Consider the following 23,012-nt stretch of genomic DNA (forward strand, 5'->3'; position numbering starts at 1 on the left):
CGCGGCGTAGATCGTAATCAGACGGAAGGTGGTGGAATGCCAGCGGCGCCCCAGGGCGGATTGCGCGGGGAAGGAGTTGTCCGTCAAGGTTGTCTGCTCACGCGAGGATATAGCCCGAGCCCCGCACGGTCTGGATCATCTGTTTGACCCCGGGCGGGTCGATCTTCTTGCGCAGGCGCCCCATGTGCACGTCGATCAGGTTGGTGCCCGGATCGAAGTGATAGCCCCACACCGCTTCGAACAGCATGGTGCGGGTAATGGTCTGGCCGGCATGGCGCATCATGAATTCGAGCACCCGGTATTCGGTCGGCAGCAGCACGATTTCTTCGCCGTCACGCTGGACCTTGCGCGAGATCAGATCGAGTTCGAGCGGGCCGACGTGCAGCGTCGTCTCGAACTGGGTAGCCGGGGTTTGACTGCGGCGCAGCAGCACTTCGAGGCGCGCGGTCATTTCCTCGGGATCGAAGGGTTTGGTCAGGTAGTCGTCGCCGCCGGCGCGCAGCCCGCGCACGCGCTCGTCCACGTCGCCGAGCGCGCTCAGCATCAGCACCGGCGTCTGGACGCCGATGCTGCGCATGGTGGTGAGGATGGTCAGGCCGTCGACGCCCGGCAGCATGCGGTCGAGCGTGATCACGTCATATTCGTCGCTGATGGCGCGCGCCATGCCGTCGCGGCCGTTCGCCACCCAATCCACGGTAAAGCCGCGGCTTTTCAATTCACCGACAATTTCGTTCGCGGTGATCTCGTCATCTTCGATTGTCAGCACTCGCGACATGATGATTTCGTGCGCGACTGGTTATCAGCAGAAGGACATGATGCCATATTCGGCTTGCGGGTTGAGTTCGGGACCGGGCGGCGCTGGCGGCGCCGCGGCGTGATGGACTGCGTGGTTCACAGGCTACGCGCGTGCATTTAACGGTCGCGTATCGGTTTCATTAAAAAATATTTAAATTGGCGCCGCGCCTGAGTACCGGCGGGCGTCGGCGGTCGGGGCATAACGATGAAACAACTTTCATCCTTGCGAGGCCGATCCGGTAGCGGCCATCCCCTAGCCTGTCTGCATCCGGCGGCCCGTCGCGGCTGCGCTGGTGTGACCTTATCCGGAGGAATGCAGACATGAAGCTGACTACGAGAAGCGCTACCCGAACCCTCTTGACGGCCCTGCTGCTGGCAGGCAGCGCATCGGCCATCGCGGCCCCGCACCTCACGCCGCAGGAGTGCAACGATTATCCGTTCAAGCCGCTCAAGGGCGAGGTGACGCATCGCCAACTGATGCGCGAACTGGGCGAACTGGAGGCCGTGGGCTACAACCCCGCCGGCGACGACAGCGACTACCCAGCCGATCTGCAAGCGGCCGAGAAAAAGCTGCAAGCCGAATACCGCGCCGACTGCACACCGGCTGCGCCGATGACGAATGCCCAGGGAGCCGGCAATGCCGCGGCGCCGGCTACGCCGGACGCGGCGAATCCGGCGAGCTAGCCGGGCGACTGCACGACGCGGGACTGGCCTCGCCCGGTCCCGCGTCGGCCGCTGCTTATCCTGCCTATCTTGCCGCCCCCTTCGTCAATCCCCCGCATCGCGCTACGTTTTTTTTCTGGTGCAGTCAACCGCCCACCTGCTTTAGAATCGTTTAAAGCCGCGTTGAATCCCCTTACCGCTTTTTATCGAGCCGTATATAAGTATTAACGCGAGGCTCGATAAGCTTACAACGTCATTCCGCATATCGTTGAAGACAAAAGACTTTTTTGCCGAAACCCTACGATATTGTAAGCAAACGGCTTTACTGCACTCTACACGATTAGAGTACAGCCTCTAAACACTGTATGCCCCTATCAAAAAAAGTTTGACGCGTGATTTTGAACTGATATCGTTCCGTCGCAGGAATCACAGCCGCACCTAGAGCTAGCCTGTGAAATACGTGTGACGTTCGAGCATCTTTTCGTCTGTCGCAGCCTGTGTCAAACCGAAGGGGATGTATCAAATACCGTCTATTAGTACCTCTACGCAGATAGATTGCTGGCTGCTTCCGCTCATCCCCGCGGTCCACCCAGAATCTGTCCGAAGCGGGCATGCGCCTTGCAAACAGTCCGCAAGACGCCGTCGCAACCCGTTTCGGAGTTCGAGGCGCGGGCCTCGAGGCTCAAGTCGAGCGGTACGGTACATCCCATCCGGAGTCCAACAAAGCATGCTGTATGCCGTCGTTGGGCTGAAGTAAACAATGTTTCGAAATAGCAAGAATGCTGCAGTCACGGAAATGGGCGGTTCACGCCGGGAGGAACCAAGGTGGTAATGAAAGTTGAAGGGCAGTTTCCGGCGGGCGTGTCCGCGGTTCAGAGAACCGGGCGCCCGCGCGAGTTCGGGAAAAAGCAGCAGAACCCCGTGCGCCGCTTTGGCGGTATTGCCGTCGTTCTTCTCCTCCACGTGGTGCTGATCTATGCACTGCTCAATGGCCTGGCCACCAAGGTGGTGCAAGTCATTCAACATCCGATTGAAACCAAGATCATCGAGCCGGTGAAGCCGCCGCCACCGCCGCCGATGCCGACCGTGCAGTTGCCGCCGCCGAAATTCGCGCCGCCGCCGCCGCCGTTCGTGCCGCCGCCGGAGGTCAACGTGCCGACCCCGCCGCAGCCCACCATTACGCACCAGGCCGCCCCGGTCGTGGCGCAGCCCGCACCGCCGCCTGCCCCGCCCGCGCCTGCCCCGTCCAAGCCGGTGAGCGCGCAGGTCGACGTGGCGTGCCCGAACTCCGATCAGGTCCGCTCATCCGTGGTTTATCCGAAGGAAGCTCAGGAAAACAACGTCACGGGTGACGTACTAATCGAATTCGTAGTCGATCCGCAGGGCCATATTACGGATGAGCATGTCGCGAAGTCGTCGGAAGACTCTTCACTCGATCGCGCGGCATTCAATGCTGTAAAGAAGTTTAGTTGCGTTTCCCAAGGCCAACCTGTGCGTGTCCAGGTTCCGTTCACGTTTAACCTGAACTGAACCCACGAACTGAGCGGTACCGGTAGCGATTTATTAGTCACGTTGTACAAGTTCAACGCATGAACTGGAGCAGACATGAAGAAGCGTTCTCTCGCCGCAGTGGCGGCAAGCATGGTGTTCGCCGTAACCACGGCGACGACCTTTGTCGCACCGCAAATTGCCTACGCGCAAGCTAGCGACGCAACCGTAGCAGCATCGGCAACCGACGCCGCACCGACGGCCGCACCCGCAGCAGCACCCGCGGATCAGGCCGTGCCGCCGCCGGCACCGGCCACTTCCGAAACCGTCAGCAATCCGTACGGCCTCGGCGCCCTGTGGAAAAACGGTGACTTCGTTGCCCGCTTCGTGCTGATCCTGCTGGTGATCATGTCGATGGGCAGCTGGTACATCATGATCACGAAGTTCTTCGAACAATACCGTGCCAACCGCCGCGCGAAGAGCGCCGACGACCAGTTGTGGAGCGCTCCGTCGCTCGCCGAAGGCGCGAAGCTGCTGGATGAGGCGTCGCCGTTCCGCTTCATCGCCGAAACCGCGATCGAAGCCGGCGAACACCACGACGAAGCGCTGCTGGAAGCGGTCGACCGCAATACCTGGATCGACGTGTCGGTCGAACGCGCCATCACCAACGTCTCGAACCGCCTGCAGGACGGCCTCGCCTTCCTCGGTACGGTGGGCTCCACGGCGCCGTTCGTCGGCCTGTTCGGTACGGTCTGGGGTATTTACCACGCGCTGACGGCTATCGGCATCGCCGGTCAGGCATCGATCGACAAGGTGGCAGGTCCGGTCGGTGAAGCGCTGATCATGACGGCAATCGGTCTGGCTGTGGCAGTTCCCGCGGTGCTCGGCTACAACTTCCTGGTTCGCCGTAACAAGTCGGTGATGGAACGTGTGCGTGCCTTCGGTGCACAACTGCACACCGTGCTGCTGGCCGGCGGCAAGAAGGTGAAGCGCCCTGTGGCAGGTCAAAAGGCGACGCTGGTCGAACAGGCGGGCTAAATCATGGCTATGAGCGTTGGGCAAGAGGGGGATGAGGACGAAGTCATCTCCGCCATCAACACCACGCCGCTAGTCGATGTGATGCTGGTTTTGCTGATCATCTTCCTGATCACGATTCCGGTTGTGACGCATACGATACCGGTGCAGTTGCCGAAAGAGGCAATCCAGCCGCTGCAGACCACGCCCAAAAGTATCGTGATCGCGGTCAACCGCGATGGCGATTTCTTCTGGAACGAGAAGCACGTGGATGCAGCGACGCTGCTCACGCAGTTGAAGACCGTGTCTGTGATGCAGCCGCAACCGGAAGTCAACGTGCGCGGCGACCAGAACACGCGGTACGAGTTTATCGGCCGCGTGATCACCGCGTGCGAGCGCGCGGGTATCGCCAAGGTGTCATTTATCACTGAGCCGCCGCCGCGCGGAGGCTGAGAAGGGAATCGATTATGGGAATGAACGTCTCTTCAGGTAAAGGCAGCGAGCCGGATGTGATGGTCGACATCAACACCACGCCGCTGATCGACGTGATGCTGGTGTTGCTGATCATGCTGATCATCACGATTCCGATCCAGACGCACGCCATCAAGATGAACCTGCCGGTCGGCAACCCTCCCCCTCTGGCGGTCCAGCCGGAGGTGGTGCAGATCGATATCGACTTCGACGGCACGATGATGTGGAACGGCACGGTCGTGCCCAGTCAGGCCGCCCTCGATGCCAAGCTGGCTCAGGTTGCCGCTGAACCGGTGCAGGCCGAGATCCATCTGCTGCCGAACAAGCTGGTGCCGTATAAGGATGTCGCCGCCGTGCTGGCTTCGGCGCAACGCATCGGCGCAACCAAGATCGGACTGATCGGCAACGAGCAGTACATGCAATAAGGATGTGGGAGTGCTAATGATCCATCAAAGGTTCAAGCGTGCCGTGATTGCGGCCGCTTTCGGGGGGCTCTCCGCCCTCGCCGTGCTGCCGGCGGCGTCATATGCCGCCGACACGCTGCGCCCCGAAGTGGCCAAGCCGCTCAACGCGGCGCAGGATTCGTACCGGGCTCACAAGTACCAGGACGCACTGGCGAAGATCGCCCAGGCCGACGCCGTGCCGAACAAGACGCCATATGAAAGCTATATGGTCGAAGAGATGCGCGGCGCCGCGGCGGCTGCAGCGGGCGACTCCGCTACCGCGGCCAAGGCCTACGAGACGCTGCTGGCTTCCGGCAAGCTGACGGGCGCGGACGAGCAGCGCACCACCGCTGCGCTCGCCGGCATCTACTTTCAGGAAAAGAACTACCCACTCGCGATCAGGACTGGGCAGCGTTACCTGAAAACCGGCGGTACGGATTCGGACATGCGGACCTTGCTGATCCAGTCCTACTACCTGTCGAACGACTGCACGAGCGTGGTGAGCCTACTCAAGCCGACCGTGGACGCACAGGCGCGCGCCGGCCATGCGCCGGACGAGTCCCAGTTGCAGTTGCTGGGCACGTGCGCGCAGAAGTCCAACGATTCGGCCACCTATCGCGGTGCGCTCGAAAAGCTGGTGGCGTTCCACCCGAAGCAGTCGTACTGGGACGACCTGTTCGCGGCGATCCGCAGCAAGCCGGGTTACTCGTCCAGTCTGGATATCGACACCTATCGTCTGCGCCGCGCTACCGGTTCGTTGACGACGGCTGACGACTATATGCAGATGACGCAGCTCTCGATCATTGCGGGCACCTCGGCTGAAGGCAAGCAGGTGATCGATCAGGGCTTCTCGTCCGGTGTGCTGGGTCATGACGCCGGCGCGGACCGCGAAAAGCGTCTGCAGGCGCTGGCGGCGAAGCGCGCGACGAGCACGGTCGACAGCAACGGGGTGCCGATTCCGCCGTTCGACGCTGCCTTCAACCAGGTGTTCGCGGGCCAGGCTCAGCAGGGTCTCGCGGCGATGGAGGCACTGATCGCCAAGGGTGGTCTGCCGCATCCGGATCAGGCGCAACTGCATCTGGGCGAGGCGTATTTCATCGCCGGCCAGAAGGCCAAGGCGATCCAGGCGTTCCGTGCAGTCAAGGGCGACGATGGTTCGGCCGACCTTGCCCGTTTGTGGATTCTGGTGGCGTCGAAGTAAGCTCAGGTTTTCCGCTGGTCAGGTTGTCACTCGCAGTACCTCTCGCGCCGCAAGCTGGACTCTTGAAGTCCCGGTTTGCGGCGCGATTCTTTTGCACTCCCCTCCCCGGCTGTTTACTTGATAGCGCGCCGTTCGGAAGCGTTCGATCAGGTCGTGCGCCCACGGCTCCCATTCGCCGGCTCGCTCCCGCTTAGACCAATCTCAGATCATTTTTTGGATCTTGAACCATTCTTAGCTCAATCTTGAGTCATTCTTGGTTCATTTTTCGGCCATTTTGACCTAAGATTGGATCAAGATCCAATCTTAGGTCATTCCAGCACCCTTCCGGTAACGACATGGCGAAGCGCGAACTCTACGACGGCATCCTCCAGTATCTGGCCGAACAGCGGGACGCCGGGCATCACCCGGTCTCCCGAGCGGATATCGCCACGGCGCTTGGCGAGTCGCCCTCGACCGTCTTGCGCTATCTGGCGCGACTCAAGGCCGACGGCAAGGTCGAGCAGTCGGGCAGCACCTCCGCGTCGCGTTGGGGTCTGCCGTCGCAGCAGGTCGCAGCCAATCCGGCCGTCGAATCGCATGCAGGACTCGCCGGCGTCATCACGCCCACGGCGTCGCCGTCATGGTCGGCGCCCTCCCAGGACCTGTTCGCGGTACTCGAAGCGCCCCTCGGCGCTCGCAAGCCGGTGGCCTACCAGCGCAGCCTCGTCGACGATTACAAACCGAACCAGACGTTCCTGCTGCCCGAGTCGCTGGCGAACGACCTTTTCAAGGAAGGACGGCTGCAAGGGCAGCAACCGGCCGGAACGTACGCGCGAAACGTCATCGCCCCGCTGCTAATCGATCTGTCCTTCTCTTCGTCCAGACTCGAAGGCAACCGATACACGCGACTCGATACCGAGGTGCTGTTCCGCTCCGGCAATGCCAACCCGCACGACAAGGACGCGATCATGCTGCTCAATCACAAGCGCGCGATCGAATTCCTGATCGACGAAGTGCCGTTATATGGACTTACCGTGATGGTGGTGCGGAATATTCATACCCTGCTGATGCAGGGTCTTCTGCATGACGAAAATGCGCTCGGCGCGATTCGCCAGAAGATCGTGAACATTAGCAATACGGTCTACGTACCGGCGCATATGCCTTCGTTACTGGAAGAAATGCTCAGCATCATCGTCGCCAAGGCACGGGATATAAAGAATCCCGTAGAAGCCGCTTTTTTCCTCTGGGTGAACCTCGCCTACCTGCAGCCCTTCGAGGATGGCAACAAGCGAACCAGCCGGCTCGCCGCGAATATTCCGCTTCTGATGTACAACTGCGCGCCGCTCAGTTTTCTCGATGTGAGCGACGAGGACTATAGCCGCGCCAAGATCGGCGTCTACGAACGGCTGGACACCAGCATTGCCGCGGATCTGTTCGCGTGGACCTATCGTCGCTCGATCGAGAAATATGCGGTGCAGATTCAGGCTGCAGGTCTACCCGATCTGTTTCGCACGACACACCGGGACGCCATCAACGAACTGGTTAGCCGCGTCGTGCGTGACCGCCACCCGCTCAGGCAAGCGGTCGCCGAGTTCGGTCTCTCGCAGCAGGACGCCGAGCGACTCACCGAAACCGTGAAAGGAGACATCGCGCGCCTCGGTGAGCACAACTTCGCCCGCTACCGTTTGACGCTAAGAGAGTTGACGCGTTGGATCGAAGCGGGCCGGCCGCTGAGCGAATAAAGCGGCGCGCTGCCGCCCGCTCGTCACGCGAGCCGACAGCCCCACCCCATTACCCTCACTTACTGGACTCCATCTGCCGATCCGAACGCGCCGGCCGTGCCGGGTCCGGCGTACGCCCGGGCGGAGTGGCAGAGCGCCCACGCCGGCCCTGCGTAACGGACACCACCGCATGAAACGCCACCGGCGCGAACACCAGCCCGAGCAGCGTCGCCGCCAGCACCCCGCCGAACACACCCGTGCCGATCGACTGGCGGCTCTCGGCGCCCGCTCCGCTCGACACCACCAGCGGCGCCACACCCAGCAAAAACGCCGCCGAGGTCATCACGATCGGCCGGAAGCGCGCGCCCGCGGCATCGATCACCGCACGCGTCAACGGCAAGCCGCGCGCATGCAGATCGCGCGCGAACTGCACAATCAGAATCGCGTTCTTCGCCGACAGGCCGATCACCGTGATCATGCCCACCTTGAAGTACACATCGTTAGGCATGCCGCGCATCAGCACCGCCGACACCGCGCCGATCACGCCGAGCGGCACCACCATTAGCACCGCGAACGGAATCGTCCAGCTTTCGTACAGCGCGGCCAGCGCCATGAACACCGCCAGCAGCGACAAGCCGATCAGGAGCGGCGTCTGCTTCTCCGCCACGGTCTCCTCGCGCGCCGCATCCACCCAGTCGTATGCCACACCCACCGGCAGCGCGGCGGCAAGGTGCTCCATCTCCGCCATCGCCGCGCCCGAGCTGAAGCCGCGCGCCGCGCGGCCGCTCACGTCGAGCGACGGATAACCGTTGTAGCGGCTAAGCGCCACCGGCCCCACCGTCCACTTGCGCGTCGCGATGGCCGACAGCGGCACCATGGTCCCTTGCGAATTCACCACGGACAACGCCATCAGGTCGTCGTCGCTCATGCGCGTGCTCGCGTCGCCTGCCACCACCACCCGGCGCATGCGGCCGCTCGCCGGGAAATCGTCGACGTAGGTCGAACCGAAGGTACTGCCGAGCAGATCGGAAATCTTGTCGAACGAGACGCCGAGCGCGTACGCCTTGGCGCGGTCGATCGTCAGCTCGACGCGCGGCGCATCGGGCAGGTCCTCGGAGTGCACGTCGGCGAGCACCGGATCCACCTTGGCCTTGGCGAACAAGGCCTCGCGCGCTGCCTTCAGTGCGTCGAGCCCCACCCCGCCGCGGTCTTCCAGACGGAACACGAAGCCGTCCGAGTGGCCGACGCCCGGCACCGACGGCGGCAACTGCGCGTCCACCTGACCGTCGAGAATCGCCGAGAACTCGTTGTTCAACTGGTCCTGCAATTGCATGGCGCTGAGCTTGCGCTTGTCCCAGTCCTTCAGTTCGACGAAGGCCATGCCGACGTTCTGGCCGGTGCCCTGAAAACTCCAGCCGATCAGGCTCGTCACGTGCGCGATCTCGGCGTGGCGATGCAGGATCTGCTCGACGCGCCTGATCACCGCCAGCGTGCGCGCCTGGGTCGAGCCGGCCGGCAACTGGATCATCACCTGTAGCTGCCCCTGATCCTCGGTCGGCAGAAAACCACCCGGCATTTGCCAGTAGAGCAGCCCGCAGATGCCCACCAGCACCGCATACACGGCGAGTACGCGGCCCACGCGCCGCACGGTGCGGTTGGTGAGCCAGCGGTAGCCCTGCGAGGCGCGCTCGAAACCGTCGGCGAATGTCGAGGCCGCACGCGCGGCGAAGCCGCGCAGGCCACGGCGGATCTCGCGCTGCTGCGGCGTGGTGCCGGTCGGTTTCAGCAGGTTGGCGCACAGCGCCGGCGTGAGCGAAAGCGCCATGAACGACGACACCAGCATCGAGGCGATCATCGCCACCGAGAACTGCCGGTAGATACCGCCCACGCTGCCCGGGAAGAACGCCATCGGCACGAACACCGCGGTCAGCACCGCGGTCACGCCCACAATCGCGCTGCCGATCTGCGACATCGCCTTGCGGGTCGCCTCGCGCGGCGGCAAGCCCTCCTCCTCCATGACGCGGTGCACGCTCTCGACCACCACGATGGCGTCGTCGACCAGAATCCCGATCGCCAGCACGAGGCCGAACATCGTGAACACGTTGATCGACAGACCGAACGCCCACATCGCCAGAAACGCGCCCATCAGCGTGACGGGAATCACCACGGTCGGCACCAGCGTGTAGCGCAGGTCGCGCAGGAACAGCCACATCACGAAGAACACCAGCACCACGGCTTCGATCAGCGTGTACACCACCTCACGAATCGCGATCTGCACGAAGTGCGCGCTGTCGAACGGAATCTCGACTTCCACACCAGGCGGCAAGCTCTTCGACAGCTCGGCGAGGCGCGCGCGAATCGCATTCGAGGTTTCCAGCGCATTGCCGCGCGGCCCGAGCTGAATCCCGACCGTGGCCGACGAGCGGCCGTTCAGGCGCGACCAGAACGAGTAATCGTCGCGGCCCAGTTCGACCCGCGCCACATCGCGCAGGCGCACCGCGGAGCCGTCCGGTTTCGCCTTCAGCACGATCTGGCCGAATTCCTCCGGCGACACCAGTTGCCCCTTGACGCTCACCGAGGCCACCAGTTCCTGCCCCGGCACCGACGGCGCATCGCCGAGCGTGCCGGCCGTCACCGTGGCGTTCTGCGCCATGATCGCGGCATTCACATCGCCGGCTGACAGGCCGTATTCGCGCAGCTTCATCGGGTCGAGCCAGATCCGCAACGCCTGGTCGGAATCCCATAGCTCGGCCGAACCGACACCTGGCGCACGCTTCAGTTCGCGCATCACATAGCGGTTCAGATAGTTGCTGAGTTCGGTCGAATCGCGCGTGCCGTCGCTCGAAGTCAGCGCCACCAGCATCAGGAACGTGTTCGATGCCTTGAACACGCTGATGCCGTTCTGCACGACCTGCTGCGGCAGGCGCGACTCAATCTGCTTCAGGCGGTTCTGCACGTCCACCATCGCGATGTCGGGATTGGTGGCAGGCGAAAAGGTGGCGTCGATTTCGAGGTTGCCCTGGCCGTCGCTGCTGGTTTCGTAGTACAGCATGCCGTCGGCGCCATCGAGACTTTCCTCGATGATGCTGCCCACGTCGCCGTCGACCACTTCGGTGGCGGCGCCGGGGTAGCTCGCGTCGATCACGATGCGCGGCGGCGAGAGGCGCGGATACTGGGCGACAGGCAGTTCCGGAATGGCGAGCGCACCCGCCACCATGATGGCGAGTGCCACAATCCAGGCGAAAACCGGTCGGTCAATGAAAAATGAGGGCACGCAGGCTTCCTGTCAGTGCTGCACGAACGACGGCGCGGCGGCGAGACGCGCCATGTGCAAGACCTGCGGCGCTTCGCTGGCCCGCACGATGACGTGTGGGCCGCCCCCCGCCTCTCTCTCAAACCTTTCGTTGCTTGTAATCATTATTTTGGGTCCGTTGCGAACAGCGCCGGTTCGCGAAACCGTGTCATGTGTCATGCACGCCGCGGGCGATTGTCGCCGGATGGGCGCGCCGCACCTTGCCGGGCGGCCGCGCTCCGAAGCCAACAAGTATATCGCCGGGCGCGCCCGCTATGGAGCCGTCCGCTTACAGCGTCAATTCGAAGGAGCGCGCGAGCAGCCCCGGCAACTGCATGCCGCCGGTGCCGCGTTCGCCCCAGGTCGAGTCGCTCAGCAGCAGTTCGGGCTGCGCGCCGAGCCGTTCGAGCTGATCGCCGAGCAGCCGGTACATGCTGTCGTCGAAGCGCATCGCCTCGACCGGCGCAACGATCTTCCCCTGCTCCACCCAGAAGGTCGCAAAGCGTGTCATGCCGGTCAGGCGGCAATTCATCCGGTCCGAGAAATTCACATACCAGAGGTTGCCGATATAGAGGCCGGTATCGAGTTGCGCCAACACGTCGTCCTCGGCGAGGTCGCCGCCTTCCATCGACAGCGCGACCGGTGCTTCGGAGTCCAACGCACCGTTCGGCTGCAAATCGTACTCGCGGGCGCTGCGGGCATTGGTGAGGCGCTCGAGGCTGCGGCCGTCCTGAATCAGCGGCACGCTCGCGCGCAGATAGCCGTCTTCGTTGAAGCCGGGGGTGATCCCAAGGCTCAGGTCTTCGGTCAGCGTGACGCGCGGATCGAGCGCGACCTCGCCCGTGTGCAGCTTGTAGAGCGAGCTGCGCGAGGTGGCCTGGGCGCGCGCCGAGAAGCCGGCCCACGCGGTCACGCCCAGCAGCTCTTCGAGCGCGGCGGGCGCGAGATACGAGCGGTAACGCCCCGGCGACAGCGCACGCGGCGTGAGCGCGAGAACCGGCAGGCGGGCCGCCGCCTGCTCCACCTTGCGGGCGAAGGTTGCGTCGCTCCAGTGGTCGCCGGCGTAACTGGTCTTGATCGCGCGGCCGCTCGGGTCGTAAAGCGACCAGCTAAAGCTGAAGTTGGCGACTTCGTACCAGCCGCGGCTGCCCTTGCTCGAAGCGAAGCCGCGCACCAGCGTGCCGCCCGCATAAAAGCCCACGAAGTCGAGCCCTTTCGCACATTCGGCGACGGTGCGCACCAGCGCTTGCGGCTCCGCCACCTTGCCGGCACGGCGCGTCGAGCGCTCCCACTGCGACTTGTCGAACAGCAGGTGCGGATCGTCCTGCGCGTCGCGCAGCCCCTCGCGCAGCGTGGCGAGCGCGCGGCTCACCTCCTGCAGGTCGATACCGGCGTCGCCGCACACGGTCAGCGTCGAATACGCCTGGCGCGCGCCGTCGATCAGGCGCAGCGTCAGCTTGCCTTGCGAGACGCTGCCGATCTGCCGCACCTTGCCCGCGTTGAAGCGGATGAAATCGGATTGCTCCGCCGAAAACGACGCCAGCGTGATTTCACTGCCCTGCTGCGCATGCTCCACCGCATCGGCGAGCAGCAGAAAGTGACGATGCCAGTCCACTGCGGACGAACCTTGCAACATAACGGAGCCGCTCATCATGCGCCTCCGAACACGTCGACGTTGCTGAACACGCAGGCGGGCGACGCATGGCCGACCCGGATGATCTGCGCCGGCTCGCCCTTGCCGCACATCGGCGTGCCGAACACCTGCCGCGTGCTCGCGTCGCCGACTGCCGAGAGGCTGCGCCAGAAATTCGCGGAGATGCCGCGATAGTTCGGCTGCTTCACGACCTGGGTGAGCTGGCCGTTTTCGATCAGTTGGCCGAACTCGCAGCCGAACTGGAACTTGTTGCGATGGTCGTCGATCGACCACGACGTATTGGTGCGCATCAAAATACCGTGTTCGATATTGGCGATCATCTGGTCGAGCGACTGGTCGCCCGGTTCGATGTTCAGGTTCGCCATCCGGTCGATCGGCGGCCGGTTCCAGTTCGAGGCGCGCGAATTCGCCACGCCCGGCAGATGCGCGCGCTGTTGCGAGAGCGCGCCGCCGAGCGGCCGCTCCAGCAGGCCGTCGCGGATCAGATAGTGCTTCTGTGCAGCCGTGCCGTCGTCGTCGAAGGCGTAGGACGCGGCCTCTTCGCGCAGCTCCGGATCAAACGTGACGTTGAGCAGTTCGGAGCCGTACTGGTAACTGCCGAACATCTCCGGCTTCACGAAGCTCCAGCCGGCGAAGTTGCGCTCGTCGCCGAGAATGCGGTCCAGCTCCAGCGGATGGCCGATCGACTCGTGGATCTGCAGCATCATCTGGTCCGGCATCAGCAGCAAATCGCGCTTGCCCGACGGGCAATTCGGCGCGCCCAGCAATTGCAGCGCCTCGTGAGCCACGCGTGCACCCGCGCCGTCGAAACCGTAGCGCGCCAGCACTTCGAGGCCGCCCTGCGCGAGCGTGCCGTAGTTGCCGCCGAGCGTGCGCACCTGGGTGTCGCCGTCAGCATGCGCGGCGACGCTCAGTTGCGGCATCACGAAACGGAACTGCTGGTCGATGCGCACGCCGTCGCCGGTGATATAGAGCTGATCGGTGTGCGTCACCTGCACGCTGGCGGTCCGTTCAACGATACGCGGATCGATGTTGGCCGCGGCGCACTCGCGCGCCAGCCGGTCGAGCCAGTCGTGCCGGCTCGGCAAGGCGTGCTCGGCGTTCGGCGAGACATAGCGGCCGCTCGTCGCCGGACGCGCGATCTCACGGTGATCGATCAGCGACAGCGCCGCGCTCGCTCTCGCGCGCGCAGTGGCGATCTCCAGCGCAGCCTGCAGGCCCGCAGCAGACAGATTGGCGGTGGCCGCATAACCGGCGCCGGCGCCGACATATGCAATCAGCATCGCACCGCGATCGCGCACGGTGCGCAGTGGCTGGGCTACGTCGTTACGGACTTCGTGATCGTCGATCGTTTCGTCGACGATGCGCAGCGACCAGAAATCCGCCTCGCTCTTCAGTGTGCGAGCGGCTTGCGCCCACCGTTCGTCAATCATGCGATTTTCTCTTGGGTAGCAAACACAGGCGTCATCATCGAAGACGCCAGCAACGACTGGGTGTAAGGATGCGACGGGGCGTGCAGCACCTCCATGGTGTCGCCCGCCTCGACAATGCGGCCTGACTTCATCACGATCACGCGATGCGCCATCGCCTTCATCACCGCGAGATCGTGGGTGATGAAAAGATAGCTGAGCTGGTATTTTTTCTGCAACCTGGTGAGCAGATTCAGCACCTGCTTCTGGATCGACACGTCGAGTGCGCTGGTCGGCTCGTCGAGCACCAGCAGTTCGGGTTCGACGGCGAGCGCGCGGGCAATCGCGATGCGCTGCCGCTGGCCGCCCGAGAACTCGTGCGGATAGCGCAGCATCGATTCCACCGGCATGCCGACTTCTTCGAGCAGCGCGCCGACGCGGTTGCGCCGCGTCCTGGCGTCGATGTCGGGACGGTGCATGACAAGCCCTTCGCCGATGATCTGTTCGACCGTCATACGCGGCGAAAGCGAGCCGAACGGATCCTGGAACACCACTTGCATGCGCGAGTAAAGCGCGCGCTTTTCACGGGCGTTTTTCAGCGACGACAACGGCAGGCCGTCAATCTCGATCTGCCCCTGGGCGGCGTGCTGCAAGCCGAGCACCGTCGCGGCGAGCGTCGATTTGCCCGAACCCGATTCGCCGACGATGCCGAGCGTCTCGCCGCGGCGCAAGCTCAGGTCCACATCGTGCACGGCGCGGAAGGTCGACTTGCCGAAGATCGAACGCAGGCCTTTGCCCGACACGTGATAGTCAACCGCAAGGCCCTTCACGTCGAGAATGCGGCGTGCGTCCTTCTCAACCTCGTCCACCTCGCGCTGCGGCTCGCTGTCGAGCAGGCGCTGCGTGTATGGGTGCTGCGGATTCGAGAACAGCGCTTCGGTGGTATTGGTTTCAACCAGCACGCCCTTTTCCATCACCGCGACGCGCTGTGCGAAGCGCTTCACCAGATTCAGGTCGTGGGTGATCAGCAGCACGGCCATGCCGCGCTCGGCCGCTTCCTGTTCCTGCAATTCGATCAGCAGATCGACGATCTGCTGGCGCACCGTGACGTCGAGTGCGGTGGTCGGCTCGTCGGCCAGCAACAGACGCGGCCGGCAGGCGAGCGCCATGGCGATCATCGCGCGCTGGCGCTGGCCGCCCGACAACTGGTGCGGAAAGCTGTCGATACGGCGTTCCGGCTCGGGAATGCCGGTCCGGCGCAGCAGTTCGATGCCGCGCTCGCGCGCCGCATTCGGGCGCATGCCTTCGTGCAGCCGCAGGCTCTCGGCGATCTGCTTGCCGACCGTATAGAGCGGATTGAGCGCCGTCATCGGCTCCTGGAACACCATCGCGACGTCCGCGCCGCGAATCCCGCGCATCTGTTGCTCGCTCTTCTGCAGCAGGTCTTCGCCGTCGAGCAGCATGCGCCCGCCCAGTTGCGCCCCATCCACGAGGCGCAGGATCGACAGCGCGGTCACGCTCTTGCCCGAGCCCGATTCGCCGACCAGCGCCACACGCTCGCCGCGAGCGATCGACAGGCTCAGTTCCTGCACCGCCACCTTCTCGCCGAAGCGCACCGAGAAGCGGTCAATTTCCAGCAAAGGCTTGCTCATTACTTGCTACCTCCAAATGCCGAGCCGCGCATACGTGTATCGAGCGCGTTGCGCAATGCGTCGCCCATGAAGGTCAGCAGCAGCAGCGTGATCACCAGCGCCGAGAACGCCGAAATCGAAATCCACCATGCATCGAGGTTGTTCTTGCCTTCGGCAAGCAGCTCGCCAAGGCTCGGCGTCGGCGGCGGAACGCCCAGGCCGAGAAAGTCGAGACTGGTGAGCGACAGGATCGCCGCGCTCATGCGGAACGGCAGGAACGTGATCACCGGCGTCAGGCTGTTCGGCAGCACGTGGCGCCACATGATCTGCCAGTTCGACAGCCCCATGGTGCGGGCGGCCTTCACGTAGTCGAGCGAACGGTTGCGCAGAAATTCGGCGCGCACGTAGTCCGACAGCACCAGCCAGCCGAACATCGAGAGCAGGATAAACAGCAGCCACAGCGTCGGTTCGAAGATCGAGGCGAAGATGATCAGCAGGTACAGGTCCGGCATCGAGCTCCAGATTTCGATCAGGCGCTGCCCGATCAGGTCGGTGCGCCCGCCGTAGAAACCCTGCACCGCTCCGGTGAGCACGCCGATCACCACGCCCGAGATCGTCAGCGCGAACGCCATCAACACCGACAGACGGAAGCCGTACAGGAGGCGCGACAGCACATCGCGGCCGAACTGGTCGGTACCCAGCCAGTTGCTCGACGACGGCGGCGCCGGATACGGATGCGCCGCGAAATAGTCGATCGTGTCGTAGTGGTAATGATTCGGCGGATACAGCGCGAAGTTGCCGTTACCCTGGATGCGCGAACGGATATACGGGTCCAGGTAATTGGTCTTCGCCGGGAAGTCGCCGCCGAACAGCGTCTCCGGATAGTCCTTGACGATCGGAAAGTAGTAATGGCCGTCGTAGCGCACGATCAGCGGCCGGTCGTTGGCGAGCACTTCGCCGAACAGGCTGACCACGAACAGCGCCGCGAAAATCAGCAGGCTCCAGTAACCGAGACGCTGGCTCCTGAAGCGCTGCCACGTACGCCGCCACGGCGAGACCGACGCGACGAGCGTGACCGCCGCCGGATCAGCGGCCCAGGCGGTTGAATTGGATGCGGGGGTCGACGAGGACATAGCAGACGTCAGCAATAAGTTTGGTTACAAGACCGATCAGCGTGAACAGGAACAGCGAACCGAGTACGACCGGGTAATCGCGGCGGATCACCGAGTCATAGGACAGTTGGCCCATACCGTCGAGCGAGAACAGGGTTTCGATCAGCAGGTTGCCGTTCAGGAAGGCGCCCACGAACGCAGCGGGCAGACCTGTCAGCAGCGGAATCGCGGCGTTGCGCAGCACGTGCTTCCACAGCACGTCGCGCTCGGGCGCCCCTTTGGCTCTTGCGGTCAGCACGTATTGCCGGCCAATCTCCTCGAGGAAGGTGTTTTTCGTCAGGATCGTGACGATGGCGAAATTGCCGACCACCGATGCGGTGACGGGCAGCACGATGTGCCACAGGTAGTCGAGCACCTTGCCGAAGACGCTCAGCTCCTGGAAGTTATCCGAGGTCAGGCCGCGCATCGGGAACACCTGCCAGAAGGTGCCGCCACCGAACAGCATCAGCAGCAGCACGCCCAGCACGAAGCCTGGAATCGCGTAACCGGCCAGCACCAGCACGCTCGTCACCGTGTCGAAGCGGGAGCCGTTGCGCACTGCTTTCGCAATGCCCAACGGCACCGAGACAAGGTAGGTCAGTATCACCGTCCATAAACCGAGTGTGATCGACACCGGCAGTTTGGAGCGAATCACATCCCACACGCTGTCGTGCTGATAGTAGGACTGCCCGAGATTGAAGGTCGCGTAGTTCTTCATCATCAGGAAGTAACGCGTGAGCGGCGGCTTGTCGAAGCCGAACTGCTTCTTGATCTGCTCGAGCTGCTGAGGATCGACGCCCTGGCTGCCGTGATAGCCGCCCCCGCCCGCCCCCGCCTCTCCGCCACGGCCGTTGCCGTGGCGGAGTTGCGTCATCACCTGTTCGACCGGCCCACCCGGCACGAACTGCGTGACGACAAAGGTAAGGGTCACGACGCCGATCAAGGTCGGCACCATCAACAACAGACGTCTAAGAATGTAAGCAAGCATGGTGGTCCTCAGTTGGCTGCGGACGGCGAGGAAACGGGCGTGGCTGCGCTGAGCGCGGCTTGCGGTTTCTGGTACCAGTAGCTGATGATCCAGTCTTCCGCCTGATAGGTGACAGGCGTGATCTTCGGATACGCCAGCGTCGTCTTGTAGCCGATGCGGGAATTCGCGTTGTAGTACTGCGGCACCAGGTAATACTCGTTGATCAGCACGCGGTCGAGCGCGCGGGTCGCCGCTTCGAGGTCGTCGAGGGTATTGGCGGCCAGCGCGGCATGCACCAGCGCATCGACGGCTTTCGACTGGATCCCCGGGTAGTTTTCCGAACCCACCTGCGTCGCCGCAGCACTGCCGAAACGGCGCTCCAGCTCCGCGCCCGGAATCGTGACCGGCGGGTAGATGAAGGTGGTCATGTCGTACTCGAAGTTATCGAGACGCTTCTGGTACAGCGCGCTGTCGATCTCGCGCATGTGCGCCTGAATGCCGAGCGTGCCGAGCGCCTGCATGTACGGCAGGATCAGCCGGTCCATGCCGGGCTCATCGTCCATGATCTCGATCGTCATCGGATTGCCGTTGTCGTCACGCAGCGCGCCGTCACGATAATGCCAGCCGGCCTGCGCGAGCAGATCGCGGGCGACACGCAGATTACCGCGCAGCGAGTTCGGCGGCAGTGTGTCGGCCTGCTTCACCATCGGGCCGAACACTTCGGGCGGCAAACTCGCGCGGAACGGCTCGAGCAAGGCAAGCTCCTTCGGACCGGGCACACCTGTCGCGCCAAACGGGCTGGCATCGAAATAACTGTTCAGGCGCACATACTGGCCGTAGAACATCATCCGGTTCATCCAATCGTAGTCGAACGCAAGCGACAATGCATGGCGCACGCGCACGTCCTTGAACATCGGCCTGCGCAGATTGATCAGGAAACCTTGCATTTGCGCCGGACCATCCGGCACGTTGACCTGCTTGAGCAAGCCATTCTTGAAGTTCTTGCCGACATATTTGCGCGCCCATTGCGTCGCGCTGTATTCGACCTTGACGTCCGCATCGCCGGCCTTGAAGGCCTCCAGTTGGGTGTACTGGTCCAGATACAGCTTGAAACGGATGCGCTGGAAACGGTACATGCCGCGTCGCGACGGCAGATCGGCAGCCCAGTAGTTCGGATTGCGAACGTACTCGATGTCCTTGTCGTTCTTGCGCTGCGTGATCAGATAAGGGCCGCTGGCGATCGGCGGCTCGTTGGCGATCTGGTCGAAAGGCGGACGCGTGCCGTCGGCCTTCATGCCCCATTTCGGCGAGAAAATCGGCAGGTCGCCGGCAATCAGCGGCGCATCGCGCTCGGCATGCCTGAAATCGAAGCGGATCGTCAGTTTGTCGATGATCGTCGCACTCTTGATCACCGAAAACTGCGCATTGAACAGCGGCGACGCCTGCGGACTCGTCAGTGTGTCGAACGAATACTTGACGTCGGCTGACGTAATCGGGTCGCCGTTCGAGAAGCGCGCGGCCGGATTGATGTGAAACGTCGCGGAACTCAGGTCCGGCGCCACTTCGACGTCGTTCGCGATCAATGGATATTCAGAAGCGAGTTCGTCCCAGCTACGCTGCATCAGCGTGTCGAACATCAGGTTCTGGATGTCCGGAGCCGCTGCTCCGCGCACCAGGAACGGATTGAGCGAGTCGTAACTCTGCAGCTCGTTGTAGTTCTCGAAATTGATCACGCCGTTAGCAGGCGCGTCAGGATCCGCGTAGTCGAAATGCGTGAAATTGGCGGGATATTTGGGCTGATCGTATTGCGCGATTGCCGAGGCAGCCTGAGCCGGCGTGACGCCCAGGCTCATCACGCCAAGCAGCGCGGCAGCCAACGCCGGCGCGGCGCGCGTGGCGGCTTGCCGTGTCGCCGCTGCGCAAGAGATCGTCCATACAGCGCGCGGCAACCGAAACTTCACAAGTCTCATCATCGTTATGCGTAGGGTCGCGCGCTGGCTCGTGGCCGGCACGCGGTTCGTCGGATCGACTTGAGCGAGGCCAACTGCCAGCGCTCCGGTCACTTAAGGCGTCGCATGGCGCCTTGGGTTACGGGTTAGCGTCGCGCGACGGGTCCAGAACCGCAGACCGCGCCGCCGACATCCATCCCTGCGTTCCTCTCGCGCTGGCCGGGTCCGGCGATGAGGCATGCCGGCCGCGGCGACGTACGGAGAAGTCCACAGTGTGCTACTTACCAGACACAGTGTGCCACTTGCAAAAAAGTCGCTCCGGCGGCACAAAAGCCGGAGCGACAGTCGTCAACAGGCTTACAACTTGTTAGAACTTATACGTTGCACCCACTTGCAGATAACGGCCCATGTACGTGTACAGGGACTGGTCGTAACCGGTCTGGTCGATCTGGTTGACCCACAGCGGATCGTACGGAGGCGCCTTGTTGAAGATGTTGTTCATGCCGCCGTAGATCGTCCAGTGCTTGAAGCCCGTGTACGACACGTTCAGGTTGAACACGCTATACGATGCGGTGGAGTAGTCCAGACCCAGCGCGTTGGAGTACGGACCCGTGTACTGCCATGCCAGATCGGCAGTCCACTGGTGGAAATTCCACGACAGATCCGTATTGCCCTTCCAGCGCGGGAACGAACCGCCGAACGGCTGGGCGAGCGTCAGGTCGTTACCTGCGCCGTCAACCGTCGAGGACAGGCCGCCAATGCCGTTCATCTTGAAGTGCCACACATACGTCCAGTCAGCCGAGAACCGGAACGTACCGATCTTGGTCGGCAACGACTGCGAGAACGTCGTTTCGAAGCCGTCGGTATCGAACGAGCCCAGGTTCTCGTACGTGTTGACCATGTACGCGATCGACCCATCCGCGTTGTAGACCGTGCCCGACGGATTGATCTGCGTGCCGATCGCCTTGTCGACGTGAATCTTGTACCAGTCGAAGCCCACATCGGTCGTACGCGTCGGCGACAGTTCGAAGCCGATGTTGTAGTTCTTGGTCCTCTCCGGTTGCAGATTCGGGTTGCCCTTGGTGATGACATTCTCGTTCTGGCCGTTCGGACCAATCGGCATGATGCCGATGTTCGACGAATTCGTATTCTCGAGGAACTCCGGCGCACGGAAGCCGCGGTTATACGAAGCGTACGTCGTGAACTGCTGGATCGGCTGGAAACGCAGAGCGAAACGCGGCGAGAACGCGCCGCCGAAGTCGCTATAGTGGTCGTAGCGGCCCGACTGGCTGAACGTCAGCATCTTGTTGATCAGCGGAATGTCGACCTGGTAGTACACAGCCGCAACGTTGCGCTCACCCGCCACTTCCTGGAGGTTCGGGTTGAGCACCGTACCATTCAGGTAGTTACCGCCCTCTTCGATCAGTTCGCTTTCGTGCAGGAACTGCGTACCGAGACCCAGGCCGACATCGCCGGTCGGGAGATGGAACAGGTTTGGCGTCGACAGGGTGCCGTCGACGGCGTCAAGCTTGGAAATGCCGAGGTTGTTCGCCGTCGTCAGGACACTGTTCAGTGCAGCCTGCGTAGACGACGGATTGACGTAGTTGAGCGTGCCGTTGTTGAGCGCAGTCTGCAGCGCGGTCGGGTTGATGACACTGCCGAGCGAGTTGCTCACCGTGCTCATGGAATGGGTGTAACCGACATTCCAGTCCCAGTCTTCCTTGGCCGTCGAGAAGCTACCCTTCACGCCCATCGCCGCACGCCAGTAGTTCGCATCCGTGGTCGAACTGTACGTAGTCGGCAGGTAGCCGAACAGTTCCTGCGACACGCCGGTCGTGTTGTATGGATTGTTGGCCGGAACGGTAAAGGAAACCGGACTAACGCTCTTCGTGGACGGGTTGTACTGGAGGCCGTTGGCGACGACGACTGCACCATCGTTCGTAGTCGTCGTGTTGTTGCTTTCCCACAGGTCGGCGTATGCGGTCGTCGTATCGTTGATCTTGAAGTCGGCGTGAACCTTGGCGTTAAAACGCTCGGTCATCGGCTCGATCGAAACATCTTCAGCCGTATTCTTCAGGCACACGTTGCCGCTACTGATCGCGCCGGTTTGCGACGCAATGATGCTGTTGCCGTACGGCACAGACGTCGTACAGCCATAAGGCGTTGCGACACCCGTGCTGGGGTTCAGCAGATACGAAGGCTGCTGGATACTGCCGCCGAACGCGCGGCCGGTAAAGTCCTGGTTCTCGGTCGTATCGCGATCGGCGAGCGTATAGCCGTTCGACTTGTAGTAGCTGGCCGCCGCGGTAACGTTGAATCCATCGGATGCCAGGTTGCCGAAGCCGCCGAGGACGCCGAACTTGGTCGTACCGGCGCCGCCTTGCGTCGCGCCGCCATAGCTGCCGTCGAGCTGCAGGCCCTGGAAGTCATGCTTCGTGATGATGTTGACCACACCACCAATAGCATCGGAACCGTATTGCGACACGGCACCGGTCTTGACGACTTCGATGCGGTCGACCACGTTCAGCGGAAGCGTATTCAGATCGAAGAACTGGTCCGAGCCGTTGACGGCGAATGCGAACGGGGCAACACGTTGTCCGTCAACCAGTACCAGCGTGTACTTTTCACTCAGGCCACGCAAGGCGATGCCTGCGCCGCCGGCGGCAAAGCTGTCGGAGGTCGACTCACCCCAGCTATTGGCCGAGTTGGCGGAGATAGAACGCACGTAATCGGAGACGCTCTTCTCACCGGACGCCTGAATGTCCTTCGAGGTGATCACCTGAACCTGCTGAAAGCCGGTCTTGTCCGCCTGGCGAATCAGCGAGCCAGTCACCTGGAACGTCTTCAGTTGCTTGACGTTCTTGTCGCTTGTCGATGCCGCCGTGCCCGAAGCTGCCGCCGGAGCGGCCGCCGCTGCAGTACCCGAAGCCGCTGCCGCTGCAGCAGGCGTCCCCGTGGTAGCCGGCTGGCTTTGTGCAAACGCCGGAATCGCGAATGCGGTTGTTAGTGCCAGTTCGGCCCAGATTATTCTTCTGATGGCCAGCGCCAATGCCCGTTGTTTCATTTTTCCCCTTCTCACTCGTCAGTAAGGCCACACTTGTTGTGCGAAGAGAGGCCTCAGCAGCCTCTCTTCTCGATTTGCGACGACTTTCGCCGCGTTCCGCCAAAGTTGCCCCGCAGTCGT

The 23,012-nt window shown here is 62.8% G+C and carries 16 protein-coding genes; 7 read left to right on the top strand and 9 right to left on the bottom strand.

All coding sequences use genetic code 11. The annotated features are described in order from the left end of the window. Window positions 1-97 precede the first annotated feature (97 nt). Window positions 98-775, bottom strand: a complete 678-nt coding sequence (locus AC1ECK_RS22710; RefSeq protein ID WP_480322944.1) for a response regulator transcription factor — start codon at window positions 773-775, stop codon at window positions 98-100. 341 nt (window positions 776-1,116) lie between these two features. Between AC1ECK_RS22710 and AC1ECK_RS22715 the strand changes: the two genes are divergently transcribed. From AC1ECK_RS22715 to AC1ECK_RS22745, 7 genes are all read left to right on the top strand, one after another. After that, window positions 1,117-1,479 (top strand): DUF4148 domain-containing protein, encoded by a 363-nt coding sequence (locus AC1ECK_RS22715; RefSeq protein WP_480322946.1) that lies wholly within the window; start codon window positions 1,117-1,119, stop codon window positions 1,477-1,479. 810 nt (window positions 1,480-2,289) lie between these two features. Beyond that, window positions 2,290-2,988, top strand: a complete 699-nt coding sequence (locus tag AC1ECK_RS22720; protein WP_480322948.1) for an energy transducer TonB — start codon at window positions 2,290-2,292, stop codon at window positions 2,986-2,988. A 75-nt stretch (window positions 2,989-3,063) separates the two neighbouring features. Then, window positions 3,064-3,984 carry a MotA/TolQ/ExbB proton channel family protein gene (locus tag AC1ECK_RS22725; RefSeq protein WP_480322950.1) on the top strand — a complete coding sequence of 307 codons (921 nt, stop codon included), beginning with the start codon at window positions 3,064-3,066 and terminating at the stop codon, window positions 3,982-3,984. Between the two features lie 3 nt (window positions 3,985-3,987). Next, window positions 3,988-4,413 (top strand): ExbD/TolR family protein, encoded by a 426-nt coding sequence (locus AC1ECK_RS22730; protein WP_480322952.1) that lies wholly within the window; start codon window positions 3,988-3,990, stop codon window positions 4,411-4,413. A 14-nt stretch (window positions 4,414-4,427) separates the two neighbouring features. After that, window positions 4,428-4,856 (top strand): ExbD/TolR family protein, encoded by a 429-nt coding sequence (locus AC1ECK_RS22735; protein WP_480322954.1) that lies wholly within the window; start codon window positions 4,428-4,430, stop codon window positions 4,854-4,856. A 16-nt stretch (window positions 4,857-4,872) separates the two neighbouring features. After that, on the top strand, window positions 4,873-6,075 hold the full coding sequence (locus tag AC1ECK_RS22740; protein ID WP_480322956.1) for a tetratricopeptide repeat protein: 1,203 nt from the start codon (window positions 4,873-4,875) through the stop codon (window positions 6,073-6,075). 335 nt (window positions 6,076-6,410) lie between these two features. Continuing rightward, window positions 6,411-7,796, top strand: coding sequence for a Fic family protein (locus tag AC1ECK_RS22745; RefSeq protein ID WP_480322958.1), 1,386 nt, complete (start codon window positions 6,411-6,413; stop codon window positions 7,794-7,796). Between the two features lie 55 nt (window positions 7,797-7,851). Here the strand turns inward: AC1ECK_RS22745 and AC1ECK_RS22750 are convergent, their stop codons facing one another. The 8 genes from AC1ECK_RS22750 to AC1ECK_RS22785 all read right to left on the bottom strand — a co-directional run bounded on the left by AC1ECK_RS22750 (window position 7,852) and on the right by AC1ECK_RS22785 (window position 22,892). Then, entirely contained in the window at window positions 7,852-11,049 is a 3,198-nt protein-coding gene (locus tag AC1ECK_RS22750) for a multidrug efflux RND transporter permease subunit (RefSeq protein ID WP_480322960.1), read from the bottom strand. Between the two features lie 307 nt (window positions 11,050-11,356). Beyond that, entirely contained in the window at window positions 11,357-12,718 is a 1,362-nt protein-coding gene (locus AC1ECK_RS22755; RefSeq protein ID WP_480322962.1) for a TldD/PmbA family protein, read from the bottom strand. Beyond that, window positions 12,718-14,154 carry a TldD/PmbA family protein gene (locus tag AC1ECK_RS22760; RefSeq protein ID WP_480322964.1) on the bottom strand — a complete coding sequence of 479 codons (1,437 nt, stop codon included), beginning with the start codon at window positions 14,152-14,154 and terminating at the stop codon, window positions 12,718-12,720. Before AC1ECK_RS22760 ends, AC1ECK_RS22755 begins: the two co-directional genes overlap by 1 nt. Next, window positions 14,151-15,782: an ABC transporter ATP-binding protein gene (locus AC1ECK_RS22765; RefSeq protein WP_480322966.1), complete on the bottom strand. Its 1,632-nt coding sequence runs from the start codon at window positions 15,780-15,782 to the stop codon at window positions 14,151-14,153. The genes AC1ECK_RS22760 and AC1ECK_RS22765 overlap by 4 nt, the downstream gene beginning before the upstream one ends. After that, window positions 15,782-16,894: an ABC transporter permease gene (locus AC1ECK_RS22770; protein WP_480322968.1), complete on the bottom strand. Its 1,113-nt coding sequence runs from the start codon at window positions 16,892-16,894 to the stop codon at window positions 15,782-15,784. Before AC1ECK_RS22770 ends, AC1ECK_RS22765 begins: the two co-directional genes overlap by 1 nt. After that, on the bottom strand, window positions 16,848-17,900 hold the full coding sequence (locus AC1ECK_RS22775) for a microcin C ABC transporter permease YejB (RefSeq protein WP_480322970.1): 1,053 nt from the start codon (window positions 17,898-17,900) through the stop codon (window positions 16,848-16,850). Before AC1ECK_RS22775 ends, AC1ECK_RS22770 begins: the two co-directional genes overlap by 47 nt. Window positions 17,901-17,908: 8 nt before the next feature. Further along, the gene (locus AC1ECK_RS22780) at window positions 17,909-19,849 is read right to left on the bottom strand and encodes an extracellular solute-binding protein (RefSeq protein WP_480323062.1); all 1,941 of its coding nucleotides are present in this window, start codon (window positions 19,847-19,849) and stop codon (window positions 17,909-17,911) included. Window positions 19,850-20,195: 346 nt separating this feature from the next. Further along, window positions 20,196-22,892 carry a TonB-dependent receptor gene (locus AC1ECK_RS22785; protein WP_480322972.1) on the bottom strand — a complete coding sequence of 899 codons (2,697 nt, stop codon included), beginning with the start codon at window positions 22,890-22,892 and terminating at the stop codon, window positions 20,196-20,198. Between the last annotated feature and the right edge of the window lie 120 nt (window positions 22,893-23,012).

The organism is Paraburkholderia sp. SSBN10T (genome assembly GCF_056619545.1).

Bases quoted from the DNA above. Each gene is read 5' to 3' on its own strand.
- AC1ECK_RS22710 (WP_480322944.1), bottom strand. From the start codon at position 775: ATGTCGCGAGTGCTGACAATCGAAGATGACGAGATCACCGCGAACGAA.
- AC1ECK_RS22715 (WP_480322946.1), top strand. From the start codon at position 1,117: ATGAAGCTGACTACGAGAAGCGCTACCCGAACCCTCTTGACGGCCCTG.
- AC1ECK_RS22720 (WP_480322948.1), top strand. From the start codon at position 2,290: ATGAAAGTTGAAGGGCAGTTTCCGGCGGGCGTGTCCGCGGTTCAGAGA.
- AC1ECK_RS22725 (WP_480322950.1), top strand. From the start codon at position 3,064: ATGAAGAAGCGTTCTCTCGCCGCAGTGGCGGCAAGCATGGTGTTCGCC.
- AC1ECK_RS22730 (WP_480322952.1), top strand. From the start codon at position 3,988: ATGGCTATGAGCGTTGGGCAAGAGGGGGATGAGGACGAAGTCATCTCC.
- AC1ECK_RS22735 (WP_480322954.1), top strand. From the start codon at position 4,428: ATGGGAATGAACGTCTCTTCAGGTAAAGGCAGCGAGCCGGATGTGATG.
- AC1ECK_RS22740 (WP_480322956.1), top strand. From the start codon at position 4,873: ATGATCCATCAAAGGTTCAAGCGTGCCGTGATTGCGGCCGCTTTCGGG.
- AC1ECK_RS22745 (WP_480322958.1), top strand. From the start codon at position 6,411: ATGGCGAAGCGCGAACTCTACGACGGCATCCTCCAGTATCTGGCCGAA.
- AC1ECK_RS22755 (WP_480322962.1), bottom strand. From the start codon at position 12,718: ATGAGCGGCTCCGTTATGTTGCAAGGTTCGTCCGCAGTGGACTGGCAT.
- AC1ECK_RS22760 (WP_480322964.1), bottom strand. From the start codon at position 14,154: ATGATTGACGAACGGTGGGCGCAAGCCGCTCGCACACTGAAGAGCGAG.
- AC1ECK_RS22765 (WP_480322966.1), bottom strand. From the start codon at position 15,782: ATGAGCAAGCCTTTGCTGGAAATTGACCGCTTCTCGGTGCGCTTCGGC.
- AC1ECK_RS22770 (WP_480322968.1), bottom strand. From the start codon at position 16,894: ATGTCCTCGTCGACCCCCGCATCCAATTCAACCGCCTGGGCCGCTGAT.
- AC1ECK_RS22775 (WP_480322970.1), bottom strand. From the start codon at position 17,900: ATGCTTGCTTACATTCTTAGACGTCTGTTGTTGATGGTGCCGACCTTG.
- AC1ECK_RS22780 (WP_480323062.1), bottom strand. From the start codon at position 19,849: ATGAGACTTGTGAAGTTTCGGTTGCCGCGCGCTGTATGGACGATCTCT.
- AC1ECK_RS22785 (WP_480322972.1), bottom strand. From the start codon at position 22,892: ATGAAACAACGGGCATTGGCGCTGGCCATCAGAAGAATAATCTGGGCC.